Below are 13,399 nucleotides of genomic sequence, written 5' to 3'. Positions count from 1 at the left end.
TATTGATGCTAGCTATAAGTATTGATTATAATTAAACGATGTTACATTTAACCATTCGTCAGCTTGAAATTTTCGATGCCGTAGCACGGCATTTAAGTCATTCACGTGCGGCCAAGGAATTGTATCTCAGCCAGCCTGCAGTCTCTATGCAAATCAAGCAACTTGAACATAGTGTCGGCTTACCCCTGTTTGACCAGGTGGGCAAGCAAATACATCTGACCGAAGCTGGACAGGAAATGCTGCATTACACTCGCAACATTGCGCAGCAACTTGAGGAAATGGACGCTATGTTCAGCGAGATGAAAGGGCTGGAACATGGCCGTTTGAATATCTCTGCAGTCAGCACTGCCAGCTATTTCATGCCTCAGCTATTGGCAAAATTTATCCAGCAATACCCCAAGATCAGCGTAAGCCTGCATGTTGCCAACCGCGATGCGGTAATAAAATTGCTCGCCGATAATAGCGCCGACCTTGCCATTATGGGTCAGCCACCGGATGGTGCGGATATGCTGTCGCAGCCGTTTATGCAGAACCCGCTGGTCGTCATCGCTGCACTCAACCACCCTTTGACCAAGGTACGCAACATCAAGCCCAAGCAATTGGCACAAGAAACTTTTTTGCTGCGCGAGCAAGGGTCGGGCACTCGCGGTGTGGTGGAACGATATTTCGCCAGCCACCATTTGAAATTGCCGACCCATATGGAAATGGACACTAATGAAGCAATCAAGCAATCGGTGCAAGCAGGCATGGGGTTAGGCATCATCTCCATGCATGGCATCGAACTGGAACTGGAAATCAAGCGTCTGCAAGTACTGAATGTGGATCATTTCCCCATCATGCGTCACTGGCATATCGTACATCGCAAGAGTAAACGTCTTTCCACTGCTGCCCATGCATTCAATCAATTTTTGCTGAATGAAGCAGAGAGCCTGGCATCACCAACACCGAGCATGCGAAGCCGCACCAAGTAAACAAAAATCCTTTGTTGCCTGCCGTCATTATTTTAGGCAGCAGGCGCTCACATGCAGCTATTCGGTGAAGCGTAACTGTTCTGAGATAGAGTGTGACATAGGCAAGGTCATGTATCTGTTTTACGAATGCGCTTCTTTAAAAATTGCATTATATCAAATAGTTACAGTTTTTTTGTTGCTTTTTTTGAATGATTTAGGTTAAAGGATTGTTAAATTTCACGTGCAGAAAAAACAACTTTGGGGAATTCTTGAGGTACATCTAGTATTTTCAAATATTTTTGTGCGACTTGTTCAGGAGTATCCAATGCATTGGTTTCATGTAAATCTATAAATCGATCTACCATAGAGAATGAATGTTTTGAAACAGCTCTAATTTTCGCTTGCATAAGCGTATCTATAACTCCGGGGGCTACTGAAAAAATATGAATATTTGCCTTACCATTTAGCTCCATCTCTTTAGCGGCATGAAGAGATGCGTGGTCAAGGGCTGCCTTTGACGAACCATATAAAGACCAACCATCGGTTACTTTTGATGCAGCGCCTGAAGATACATTTATAATGATTCTCCTTTTTACTCCTTGTGGAATTTTCAAAAAAGCATTCATTAATTGTATTGGGCTTATCAGATTTACGTGCATAAGCAGTAAAATCTCTTCCGCTGTAAAGTCTCCAAGATACTTGATTGGATCAATCACGCCAGCATTATTAATCAGATATAAGGAATCCTGATTGGTGAATGACGCTTCAAATAATTCAATAATGGATGATAGTTGAGACGGATTACTCAAGTCTGCAAACACATGTTTGTAGTGCGTATGAGAGATGGAAGATGTTCGTGAAATTCCATATACAAAAACATCTTCGCGTTGCAACAATGCCTCTGCAATGGCCTTGCCCAAACCAAAAGATGTTCCTGTTATAAAATAATAATGCATTATAAATATTTTCTGATTAGCCACAATATTCAGCCGCGCGAATGAAGCGTTCAGGGCAGGGCGAAGTGACTGACGATGCTCGAAGCAGTCTGACTCTGAGGTATCCCCTCAAAACTCCTTTGCATTTCAATAGATTAAAGCGTACCTTTCACTCTAAAATGGCACACGGAATGTTTGCAAATGAGGAGGAGTCCATATACGGTTATCATATCCCAGTCAAGCGGCGATAGGCCGCGGCCAGTGCATCATCGTCACCGACATTGCCGGGAAAGATTACTACCGGCATCTCGGCATAGCGCGGGTGATCGGACGGACAGCGCACCACTGAGCAGCCCGGCAGAATCTGCCCGAGTACCCGCGAAGCCTTGAGCGCAAGCCCATCGGACAGCACGTCGTTCGAAGTGATGCCGCCTTTGCTGATGAGAAAGCCCAGTGTGGTCGGCAGGCCGCGTACCACGTCCATCAGGAATGCGGAAACTTGTTCGCCGAATGCCAGACGCGCGGCTTGGTCGGCAAAGCCGCGTTCTGCGCGGCTGGTATAGATCACCGGTGTTGTACCGGCAGCGTGGGCAAGCGCGGCTTGATGCAATACTTCCTGCAATAGGGCGGAACGCTCCGTGGCAATGCGGTCCACGTCCGCTTCGATGGCAATGATGCCCGGTTCTTTCAACAGCTTATTCAGTTGCGCCGTGGTCTTCTTGACATGCGAGCCGACGATCACTGCGCCGGGTTTGCCATTGCGCACGTACTGGCGCATGGCGCTGGCAGCCACAGGCTGAGGCGGTAGTTGCGCCAGTGCGGTGAGCAGGCTGGCGGCAGAGCGGAACAGGAAGCGCTTGCCGCTGGCGGCGGCATTTTTCAATTGAGCGGCAAAGTAATTTAGGTCGGCCTGGGTTTCTGCATCCACTACACAACACACGTTGTCGTGCAGTCCCATTAGGCGCGCCGAGACGTCACCGCGAATTTGGGCGAGCAGAAAACGCTCGACCTGATTCGCCTTGATGCGTCCGGCGGTTTTTTCCTCGACATAATCGGGCAGGTAGCTGGTGGAATAGCCGAACACCGAGTCGCGCGCGAATTCGGTCTGGTGTACCGGTGTGGCCACGCCATCGGCCATCAGGTAGTGGATGCTGTCGCGAGTGAAACGCCCGCCTTCAAAGAAGGCCGGAATCAGGAAGTGCGCATCAAAACCTGTAGCGCCGCCCAACTCTTCGCTCATCACGTCGGTTTCCACCGGGTAATGACCGCGCAGCGTGGAGTCGGAGCGGCTGACGAAAATCGGATTGAAATGCAACCCTTGCGCGGCCAGGCTGGTCAAGGCCAGCTTGAGGTTGCGGCACACTTCGCGCGTCACCGTAGCGGCACGCATCGTATTGATGCCACGGGTGTTGGTGAGCACAAAGAAGAGCGGCGAGTCATCCAGTAACGCGGCACGCAACGTGTCCTGATCCCAACGAGTCAGCAGCAGGCAGGAATGTACCGTCTGCGAGCCGGTCGGACCATCGTCGAGCACGATAATCTTGGTTTCAGTCATTCCGATTCTGCCCTTTCTCAATGCTGGCAGGGGTGTTCATTCCAGATTGTCCATTAATCTCTATATCGGTTAAGTCTTCACAATTTGTGAGAGCCTTTTTCGTCGATATCACATCGTGTCAGCTAGATGCGGGGCGCAGAATTCAGGCAAGGCGCATGAAAAGATCAAATGCTTTCACATCCTTGGTCAGCGCGCCGATAAATTCCCTATTGTGGTTCCGCGGAAGCTTCCACTTCAACTCGTAAGGTTTTATTCCAGGCACTGTCATAGCCAATAGTCATTGATGTACTTCTCGCCCTTGTCGCAGAAGAATGTGACGACATGTTCGACCTTGTGCCGCTCGCGTAATTCCCGCGCAGCGATCAAGTGCGCGCCGGATGATGGCCCGACGAAGATGCCGTGCTCACGCGCCAGCCGACGCATCTCCTGCACAGCCTCTGCGGACTCGACGGTAATGACTTCATCCAGCAGGGCACGGTGGCGTTGAATAATACCGGGTACAAACCCGTCAGCGATTCCCTCGATCAGGTGCTTGCCGATCTCGCCGCAGAGTATCGTGCATGACTCACTGGGTTCAAGCGCGACAACCTTGCACGCCGTGTTAACTGCCTTGAACGCCTGGCCTACGCCGATAATTGTGCCTCCGGTACCAACGCCACCGACAACAGCATCAGGGAGCACGCCCGCAGGGAGTTGTGCCAGAATTTCTGGGCCTAACCACTCGCGGTTCTCATCTACATTCCATTCGTTATCGAATTGTTGCGGGGCAAAATAACCGGGAAGACTACCCAGCTTTCTAACTTCGGCCAGCGCATCGGTGACATGAAAATCACCGATGATGCGAACTTCGGCACCATAGGCACGCGAGATAGCGGTGCGTTCACGGCTCAATCCATTGGGCATTAACACCAGCATCTTGTAGCCTTTGACAGCGGCCACCATACTCATCGCGTTACCGGTATTGCCGCTGCTAGCTTCCACGATAGTATCGCCCGGTTTCAGCAGACCTTCACTTTCGGCGCGCTCTATCATGTATTTGGCAATGCGCGCCTTGATGGATCCAGACGGGTTAAGAAATTCCAGCTTGACCCAGATACCGTCAATCTGAATTAGTGGTGTTGAGCCGATAGCATCTAGAATAGTTTGCATTATGGAGTTAACTCAAAAAGTTGGGAATATGGAAGCTCGTCATCCCCGCGCAGGCGGGAATCCAGTTAGTAAAAAAATTTTCGTAACGCAGAACAAAACCAAAATTGATCCTGATAAAATTGTTGGATTCCCGCCGCAGCCAGCCCTCGAATGTTGTTGTCGGGGCCTGAAACGATGGCAGTGTAAGGTTTTATAACATATAAGGAAGCCTCAGGTTTGTAAGCGCAAAATCTCCCGTTCCTGTTTTCGCTTAAGCGGTGTTGATATTCCTTTGCCAAGATTATTGTATATTTACAATGGGTCCGGTTAAAACGTGAATAGATTTAGCTGATTGCCCGCCAGCCGTTCAAAGCGCACATCACAGAAAACCAGTAGGAATCGAAACAAGTATTTGAATGTTAACGAATATAAAAATCAAGCAGCGGGATTAAGATCGCGCCCAAAATGCCGTGCATACCCATGGCCAGACTAGCGTATAAACCGGCTTCCGGGTGAACAGCAAAAGCCCTGGAGGTTCCAATACCATGTGCAGCCACACCCATTGCAAATCCCCGTTGCCACCAGGCTTTCATGCCGAGCAGGTTCAAAATAAAACTACCCAATATTGCTCCCAAGATACCAGTGACTACTGCAAATACAGCAGTCAGAGTAGGTGAGACAGTCAAACGCTCTGCAATACCCATCGCAATGGGTGCAGTAACTGATTTAGGATATAGAGCACCAATAATCGCTGCATCTGCTCCCATAAATGTTGCAATTCCGACAGCGCTTGCTATAGAAATGACTCCACCACATACCAAAGCAACCGTTAAGGGAATGAGTCGCGTTTTTAAAATAGAAAAACCCTTATAAATAGGTACAGCTAATGCAACAGTTGCAGTACCCAGCAAAAAATGCACGAACTGCGCTCCTTCAAAATATTTTTGATAAGACATATCCATCAGATATAAAACCAGGGCAATTAAAACTACTGCTATTGCAACAGGATTAGCGAATGGATTTTTATTCGTTCTTTGATAAAGCAGGTTACCCAATTGATAAGCTGCCAGTGTAACAACCAAAGCAAATAAAGGACTGCCTGAAAGGTAAACCCAGATGTCTGCAATTTGAGGTTGTTCACGGATCATTAGAATCTTTTCTGGCAATTAATCTCAAAATAACTGCTGTGGTAGTGATTGTTAAAACAACACTTACAACTAAAGCCGTTATAACGGCTAAAGCATGAGCTTTTAATTGCGGTAAAAATAAAATTACGCCTACAGCCGCAGGTATAAATAGAAGACCTAAATGCTGACTAAAGGCATCAGAAATGGCAAGAAGTGAAGAATTAGCATGCCCTTTAAGGATTAAAAATACCAATAATAAAATAAGACCCAATACTGGGCCAGGCAAAATAGGTATAAGGAAGTGAGAAACTAGCTCTCCCAATCCCTGCCATAAAAGAATTTGGACTAATCCGGAAATCATGGTTTCAGTCTAATATTTTTGTGAAATTTCTACCACTATCTGATGATTTGCCTTAACCAGGCCGTGTGAAAAGAAATGTAACGTATCCAGAATCCATCATATTAATGAGCTGAATGTAAGCTGGAAAACACTAAATCTTCCAGAAACCTTACAATTTCAGCTTCATCTTTATTTTTCCCAAAGTCCGTCAGCGAAGGCAGATTATTCATAAAAAAATTTTGGAAATGCGCCATTTCAATAATGGTAGAAGCTAATGATTTCGGATATTTGTATCGGGGGTTGCATTCCAAAATCATATTTCCGATAACGGCACAAAGGTCTTTGTAGGGTTTAAACAAGTGATCCTTGTTATCTTCGGATATACGTTTGGTCAGATAGGCTTTGGAACCTTCAGTAATAATGATTTGATGAAGGATGCTTTCATCGACATTACTGGTTCTAATATCGTTCTCCACTGTGGTCGCTAACAATTTAATGACCATTTTTAGCTTAACGACAGGGTCTTTAATATTGTTGGTTTGAAAAGTAACTTGGTATTCAAGCCAGCTCCAATACCAGGCGGTAAGATAGATCAACAACCGGTGCTTGTTTTCAAAATACCGGTAAATACCCGCCTCGGTTGTGCCGATAGCTTCCGCCAGTTTTTTGAAGGTGAAGGCTTCAAACCCGTTTTTGTGGATTAACTGAATGCTGTGCAGAATGATTTTTTTGCCCAGCTCGGATTGCTCCGGATCCCTGAGAAATAATTTATCATTCATTTTAATTTGCAACTGAATTTCCATAGCTTTCCGATATGACTTCTTTAGCTGTATTTAATGTGTTTGATCCGCTCGCCTTAACATGAATCTGATTCGTTGAAAAATGATAACCGAAAGTATTGCAATTTGTAAAGATAGTGTTACTATTCATTATGTATAGCTTTGCTACTTACCATGCTTATTTCTTTCAACTTCTATTCTAAATAGCGGACATAGCATGAAAGATTTTTTTCCGATACATAGCAACAAAGACGAATCTCCCGGTTTTTTTCGTGGCGCCCTAATGTGGCGGGGTTCTGTTACCCCACGTATTTTTTTCAGCCTGCTGTTACTGTCTTGTTACTGTTTGTTAATAGTTGCATTGGATCAATATTGGAGACCCTTGCCGCATCTTGCAGTAACTCCGTTTGAATATACTGGCGTGGTACTCGGATTGGTTCTAGTGTTTCGAACCAACGCAGGCCACGAACGTTGGTGGGAGGCCCGAAAATTATGGGGCGCTATTGTTAATCAAAGTAGAAATATTGTTGTCGAGGCATTAAGTTACGGCGATATTTTGAATATCGGTTCTCAAGAGGGTCTGTGGCGTAAAGAAATGGTGAAGTGGACCGTTGCATTCTCTTTTGCAGCGAGAGAATCCTTGCGCAACGGCAAGAACTTCGATGATTTAACCGATTTACTGAGCGAACAGGAGCTAGATGCGCTGAAGTCCGCTGCACATATGCCGCTGTTTGTTGCCGGAAAGATTGCGGGTTTATTGCAACAGGCACGGCTTAGCCGTCAAATCGATGGCTTTGTTTTTATGGGTATGGAAGGTCAACGGGGTTTGCTGATCGATCACATCGGTTCTTGTGAAAGAATCCTGAAAACGCCCATGCCATTAGTTTATGCAATCAAAGCCAGGCGATTCATTTTGATTTTCTTATTATTGTTGCCGTTTTCATTAATAGAAAATTTGTGGTTCAGCGCGGTATTTATTTTCTTTCTAGTGGCTTATCCATTGCTGTCATTGGACAGGATTGGCATTGAACTACAAAACCCGTTTGCCACTAAAAATTTAAGTCACCTACCTTTAGGCACTATTTGCGACTCTATAAAGTTGCATTGTTTGGCATTACTGGAACAGTCGCAACATAGTTGAATGCATACTAAATCATAACTTTCCTTGAGATCAAAAAATGAAAACATTAACCAAAGAGATGCAAGCCGCCATTACACCGGCAATGGCTTTAGAATTATTAAAAGAAGGAAACAAACGCTTTGTAAATAACCTTAAGTTGAACCGTAACCTGCTGCAACAGGCCAATGAAACATCCGATGGACAACATCCGTTTGCGGTTATTTTAAGCTGCATCGATTCCCGCACCTCGGCCGAGCTGATTTTCGACCAGGGCTTGGGCGATGTATTCAGTATTCGTATAGCGGGCAATATCATTAATGAAGATATATTAGGCAGCATGGAGTTTGGCTGCAAAGTCGCGGGCTCTAAAATAATAGTGGTTTTAGGCCATACCAAATGCGGTGCCATAAAAGGTGCTTGCGACCACGTAGAAATGGGTAACCTAACCGCCCTATTAAGTAAAATACAGCCAGCGGTTTATGATGAAAATAGCGAAACCGAAAATCGTAATTCAAGCAATCCTGAATTTGTAGAAAAAGTAGCCGCCATGAACGTAAAAAAAACATTACATGCCATCATGGAACGTAGCCCAATTTTAAAAGAGATGGTTGAAACTCGTGCGATTGGTATTATTGGCGGCAAACATGACATAGCAACTGGTGTAGTAGATTTTTATGACGACACGTTAATTCTCAATAATCCTGAATAAACTGCTTTCAAATATGATCTTATCCCCAGAATTAAGTTAAGGTGAGGAAAATGAACCCACAAAAGATAGTTATTGCTATGCCAACCGAAGAAGAGTTTATGCCAAGTATTTCAAGGTGGGGGCATGAATATGTCTGGACCAAAAGAGAAATTTATTTTGTTCATGTTATTAAGAAAGACATTAGCGTTAGTGAGATGGGTGTTGAGGAAATTCCTGATAAGTTAACAGTTGAAAATTTGAAACAACAAATGCTAGATTTCTTTAAAAATAAAGCAAGGGAAATGATGCCTGAGCTGGCATTCACAAAAGCTCATTTTGAAGTTTTATTTGCGCAGTCTCCAGCAGAACGAATAGCTGAGTATGCCAAAGAAATTAATGCGGGAATGATCGTGGTAGCAACAAGAAATAAGAGAGGTTTTTCTGGACTTTTTCTTAGCTCCTTTGCGGACCGCATTTTAAAACTGTCACCCTGTGATGTATTGGTTTTAAGACCAAAATAAAGCATCCCGCAATAAGCCATGAGGTATTAACTGCGCTCTTATAATCCGCTGGCTTTCAGCCAGCCTTCGCCCCAAGAGACGGGGAATTTAACCCGAAGCGATTAACATAAAATTGTGGAGACGAAAACAATGACCCAGCAGCCCATGCAGTACTATCTTCGACACCTAAAAGATGATTTGCCTGCGGGTATCGTGGTATTTTTAGTGGCTCTACCGCTATGTCTTGGTATCGCTCTGGCATCTGGAGCGCCTCTATTCGCAGGACTGACAGCAGGAATGGTCGGTGGCCTGGTTGTTGCTTGGTTAAGCGGTTCACAACTGAGCGTTTCAGGCCCAGCGGCCGGCTTAACTGTGATTGTATTTAACGCTATTGAAACTTTAGGTAGTTTCCAGGGATTTTTGGTTGCCGTGATATTGGCGGGCATTATGCAACTGATAGCTGGCTTCCTCAAAGCAGGGGTCATCGGAGCTTTTTTCCCTTCAGCTGTCATTAAAGGGATGTTGGCTGCCATTGGTTTGATTTTAATTATTAAGCAGATCCCTCATGCTACTGGCTATAGTCAACATTTTGGAGGCCCTGAAGCCTATACACATGAAGAAGTGCATGAGTTTTTTTTCCCGATACTAGATGCATTTAGCTCCATTTCGCATGGCGTAATAATTATATCCATGGTTGCTTTGCTTATACTTATAATTTGGGAACGGCCATGGTTTAAAAAACAAAAATTTTTAAAACTAATTCCCGGCCCGTTGATCGCCGTAATCTGGGGTGTTCTCTACAATTTAGCTGCTGAACGATGGGCGCCGGATTGGGCGGTCAGTGCAATCCACTTGGTGAATGTTCCTGTCTCAAATAATGTTGGCGAATTCTTGAATAACTTCATGTTTCCAGACTACAGTTATTGGACTAATCCTCAGGTTTATCTTATTGCAGCAACCCTAGCTATTATTGGTAGTCTCGAAACATTGTTAAGCCTTGAAGCAGTAGATAAGCTGGATCCTTTAAAACGAACTGCTCCGACTAACAGAGAGCTAAAAGCGCAAGGAGTTGGAAATATTATTTCCGGATTAATCGGAGGATTACCGATTACTGCTGTCATTGTGCGCAGTTCAGGCAATATTAACGCTGGCGGCAAAACTCCAGTATCCTGTTTTATACATGGCTTATGTATATTGCTGAGCGTAATGTTCTTTGCGAATTACATAAATTATGTTCCGCTCGGTTGTTTGGCAGCCATTTTGCTCCATACCGGATTTAAACTGGCTAAACCCGCTTTATTCAAGGAATTTTATCGCAAAGGGTGGAGTCAACTACTGCCTTTTGTTATCACAATAACGGCAATTTTAGCAACCGATTTGTTAAAAGGTATGGCAATTGGCATGGTAATTGGTTTATTTTTTATTATTAAGGCTAATTATCGTGCTGCCATTACTTTGACTCAGGATAAATCGTTTTATATATTAACGCTTAACAAAGATGTTGTTTTTCTGAATAAATCTCTATTGAGAAAGCTTCTTTCGCATGTCAAGCCAAACAGCACGCTCACAATTGATGCCAGCAAATCTCAGTTTATTGATCACGACATTATCGAAACAATTGATGACTTTTTAGTAACAGCTCCAAATAATAATATTTCAGTTGAAGTTTATGATCTATACGGCAAGGAAAATTTAAAAAAACACGAAGAATTTGTCATATTAAAAGACCACTATGATAAAAGCCCATCCGGTAAAAACATGATTATCGATAATAAGATTATGGGGTTGTGAAAGAAATCATGACATCTATTTTCGGAGTAAGGCCACTTTTTTATTCATCGGCGGTTCATCTTTGAAATGTACTTTTTGTAAATTTAGATGGTAGGTTATTTTACTATCGGAACCAAATGAACGACCAATTGAAAATTGAAAAAACCCTACAGAGCCTACAGAGTTGGACATCAAATAGTACGATTTGTCATTTTGTATCTCGTCATCCGGGATAGGATAGGAATTCACTGGCCAGTGTCTTATTTTCAATCCTGCATTCGGTCGACTTGCCGCAGTTCCGCCGACGACTAATCGCCCAAATAAGTATAACGCACATGGCCCAAGCGAATCAGGAACACTGCCAACGTTAGCATCAGGATAAAACTAGTGTAGTGCGTCAATTAGAAGTGTGCTTATTCAAGGTGGCACGAGCGCGGGTGACCTTGGCGAGGATGTCGCTGGCCTTTGTTGTCCAGGTAAACGGCTTCGGTCGGGCGTTATGCACAGCGATATATTCGTTGATGACGGCTTCCAGTTCAGTCACGCTGGCAAAGGCGCCACGACGAATGCGTTTGTCTGTGATGTCGCGAAAGAACCGCTCGACCATGTTGAGTTTGTTTCAATCCGTTAGCACCTCAATCATGTAAAACGTGAACTTAAAATATGGGTAATTTAGTTTTTAACAACTTGACTTTACAGACCCATTTTCAATGGCCTGACCTTTACGATGGATGCATGTGCGGCGCTCGCGAAATACTTCCGATAACTGAAGGTAAAAACTGATGGCAAGAAAAAACGTTCTGGTTAAAGTACATCTAATACATTAGCAGTACATTGTAGCGCAGCAATTACTCTTTCTGGATATATAAATACAGCCGTAGAAGGTGAGCGTGCCACTCTCGACACGCTCGATCAGATGATCAAACGTCGCTCTAATGCCAATTGCTGAAGGAATGTGTCACACGTCCATCAACAGTCGCACGGCTTCGTGATATTTCTCCGCAGTCTTTTCGATTACGTCGGCAGGAACTTTCGGTGCCGGGAGTTGTTTGTTCCAGCCAGAAGCCTCCAGCCAGTCACGCACGAACTGCTTATCAAAGCTAGGCGGGTTGCTACCCACTTTGTATTGATCAGTTGGCCAGAATCGTGAAGAATCGGGCGTCAGCGCTTCATCAATTAAATACATTTTTCCTGATGGATCCACACCAAATTCAAATTTGGTATCAGCAATGATAATTCCCCTAGTGGCCGCATATTCCGCCGCCTGGGAATACAGCGACAAGGCGGCATGACGTACTGCATTAGCACGCGGCACACCCAGCAATTTTGCGGCCTGCTCGAAGGAGATGTTTTCATCGTGTTCACCTGCTGCTGCCTTGGTTGAAGGTGTAAATAAGGGTTGCGGCAGTTTTTGCGCTTCCTGTAAATCGGCAGGTAATTTAATGCCGCACACCATGCCAGTCTTTTGATATTCCTTCCAAGCGGAACCAGCCAGATAACCGCGCACGATGGCCTCAATGGGCACGGGTCTCAAGCGTTTTACTACGAAGGCCCGGCCAGCCAGTTGCGCGCGTTCTTCATCAGTTTTGACTAACGATTCTGGCTTGATACCGGTAAGGTGATTAGGGAGAACGTTATTAAGCTTACTAAACCAGAAATTGGACAGGGTAGTGAGTACTTGACCCTTTCCTGGCACTGGAGTCGGCAAAATGGCATCAAAGGCGGACAAGCGATCAGTTTGCACAATGAGCAGGCGATCATCATCCACTTCATAAATGTCACGCACTTTGCCGCGGTGCAGTAATGGCAAGCTGGTTAAGTTGGATTCAAATAATACAGACATAGGGTTCCCCTTTTAGCTTAGTGATGGCAGCTTGATCGCAGCAATTGCTTCGGCCTGCTGTTTGCGGAATGCGATGAGTCGCTTGGCTAACTGTGTATCGTTCAGTGCCAGCATGGCTATTGCAAACAGGCCGGCATTCGCCGCACCAGCTTCGCCGATAGCAAATGTGGCCACCGGAATGCCCTTGGGCATTTGCACGATAGAGAGTAGCGAATCGATTCCCTTGAGGTATTTGGATGGAATGGGTACACCCAGCACTGGCAGAGTAGTTTGACCAGCAATTACGCCAGCCAGATGCGCAGCACCACCCGCGCCGGCGATGAAACACTGTACGCCCTGTTCACTCATTTCCTGAACATAGTTTAACAATAGTTCAGGTGAACGGTGCGCGGAGATCACCCGCGCATCGTAGGCCACGCCGAAATCATGCAAAGGACGCGCGGCCTGCTGCATGATTTCCCAATCATTTGAACTTCCCATCAAGATGGCAATCAGTGGTTTATTCATGTATCTCCTTCTTTAGATTGTTTTTTTAACTTGTTTATAGCGTTTGTCGTTTTTTTTCTAACGCCACTTGGATGGGTTCATTACTTTTATGCAGAACTGAGTTTATACTCCCGCATATTTTGCACTCTATGTCGTGGGTGCACCAGTCTTTGCAATT

The 13,399-nt window shown here is 45.0% G+C and carries 13 protein-coding genes and 1 pseudogene; 5 read left to right on the top strand and 9 right to left on the bottom strand.

The genetic code is table 11. The features are described from left to right. Window positions 1-38: 38 nt before the first annotated feature. Entirely contained in the window at window positions 39-971 is a 933-nt protein-coding gene (locus MJ768_RS04135; RefSeq protein WP_239288200.1) for a LysR family transcriptional regulator, read from the top strand. A 209-nt stretch (window positions 972-1,180) separates the two neighbouring features. On the opposite strand, the gene MJ768_RS04130 is transcribed toward MJ768_RS04135, so the two are convergent. The 6 genes from MJ768_RS04130 to MJ768_RS04105 form a co-directional block, all read right to left on the bottom strand. After that, window positions 1,181-1,930, bottom strand: a complete 750-nt coding sequence (locus MJ768_RS04130) for an SDR family NAD(P)-dependent oxidoreductase (RefSeq protein WP_239288199.1) — start codon at window positions 1,928-1,930, stop codon at window positions 1,181-1,183. Between the two features lie 181 nt (window positions 1,931-2,111). Then, complete coding sequence (locus MJ768_RS04125; RefSeq protein ID WP_239288197.1) at window positions 2,112-3,440, bottom strand: four-carbon acid sugar kinase family protein; 1,329 nt, start codon at window positions 3,438-3,440, stop codon at window positions 2,112-2,114. Window positions 3,441-3,704: 264 nt separating this feature from the next. Beyond that, window positions 3,705-4,589, bottom strand: a complete 885-nt coding sequence (locus MJ768_RS04120) for a PLP-dependent cysteine synthase family protein (protein WP_239288196.1) — start codon at window positions 4,587-4,589, stop codon at window positions 3,705-3,707. A 398-nt stretch (window positions 4,590-4,987) separates the two neighbouring features. After that, complete coding sequence (locus tag MJ768_RS04115) at window positions 4,988-5,716, bottom strand: LrgB family protein (RefSeq protein ID WP_239288195.1); 729 nt, start codon at window positions 5,714-5,716, stop codon at window positions 4,988-4,990. Beyond that, window positions 5,706-6,056 (bottom strand): CidA/LrgA family protein, encoded by a 351-nt coding sequence (locus MJ768_RS04110; RefSeq protein ID WP_239288194.1) that lies wholly within the window; start codon window positions 6,054-6,056, stop codon window positions 5,706-5,708. The genes MJ768_RS04115 and MJ768_RS04110 overlap by 11 nt, the downstream gene beginning before the upstream one ends. A 101-nt stretch (window positions 6,057-6,157) precedes the next feature. Continuing rightward, entirely contained in the window at window positions 6,158-6,838 is a 681-nt protein-coding gene (locus MJ768_RS04105) for a TetR/AcrR family transcriptional regulator (protein ID WP_239288193.1), read from the bottom strand. 193 nt (window positions 6,839-7,031) lie between these two features. Between MJ768_RS04105 and MJ768_RS04100 the strand changes: the two genes are divergently transcribed. The 4 genes from MJ768_RS04100 (at window position 7,032) to MJ768_RS04085 (ending at window position 10,913) form a co-directional block, all read left to right on the top strand. Further along, a complete protein-coding gene (locus tag MJ768_RS04100) occupies window positions 7,032-7,955 on the top strand; it encodes a bestrophin family protein (RefSeq protein WP_239288192.1) in 924 nt (307 codons plus the stop codon). Between the two features lie 37 nt (window positions 7,956-7,992). Next, window positions 7,993-8,643 (top strand): carbonic anhydrase family protein, encoded by a 651-nt coding sequence (locus tag MJ768_RS04095; protein ID WP_239288190.1) that lies wholly within the window; start codon window positions 7,993-7,995, stop codon window positions 8,641-8,643. A gap of 50 nt (window positions 8,644-8,693) precedes the next feature. Further along, window positions 8,694-9,143: a universal stress protein gene (locus MJ768_RS04090; RefSeq protein ID WP_239288188.1), complete on the top strand. Its 450-nt coding sequence runs from the start codon at window positions 8,694-8,696 to the stop codon at window positions 9,141-9,143. A gap of 129 nt (window positions 9,144-9,272) precedes the next feature. Beyond that, on the top strand, window positions 9,273-10,913 hold the full coding sequence (locus MJ768_RS04085) for a SulP family inorganic anion transporter (protein WP_239288186.1): 1,641 nt from the start codon (window positions 9,273-9,275) through the stop codon (window positions 10,911-10,913). 376 nt (window positions 10,914-11,289) lie between these two features. On the opposite strand, the pseudogene MJ768_RS04080 reads toward MJ768_RS04085, so the two are convergent. From MJ768_RS04080 to purE, 3 genes and pseudogenes are all read right to left on the bottom strand, one after another. Beyond that, window positions 11,290-11,505: pseudogene (locus tag MJ768_RS04080) on the bottom strand (IS630 family transposase); the annotation flags it as partial. 345 nt (window positions 11,506-11,850) lie between these two features. Beyond that, window positions 11,851-12,735, bottom strand: coding sequence for a phosphoribosylaminoimidazolesuccinocarboxamide synthase (locus MJ768_RS04075; protein WP_239288184.1), 885 nt, complete (start codon window positions 12,733-12,735; stop codon window positions 11,851-11,853). Window positions 12,736-12,747: 12 nt separating this feature from the next. Further along, window positions 12,748-13,242: a 5-(carboxyamino)imidazole ribonucleotide mutase gene (purE, locus tag MJ768_RS04070; RefSeq protein WP_239288182.1), complete on the bottom strand. Its 495-nt coding sequence runs from the start codon at window positions 13,240-13,242 to the stop codon at window positions 12,748-12,750. Between the last annotated feature and the right edge of the window lie 157 nt (window positions 13,243-13,399).

The organism is Candidatus Nitrotoga sp. 1052, from assembly GCF_927312905.1.
GTDB lineage: Bacteria > Pseudomonadota > Gammaproteobacteria > Burkholderiales > Gallionellaceae > Nitrotoga.
The sequence above is the reverse complement of the archived record's forward strand: the minus strand, read 5'-3'. Positions and strand labels throughout refer to the sequence as shown.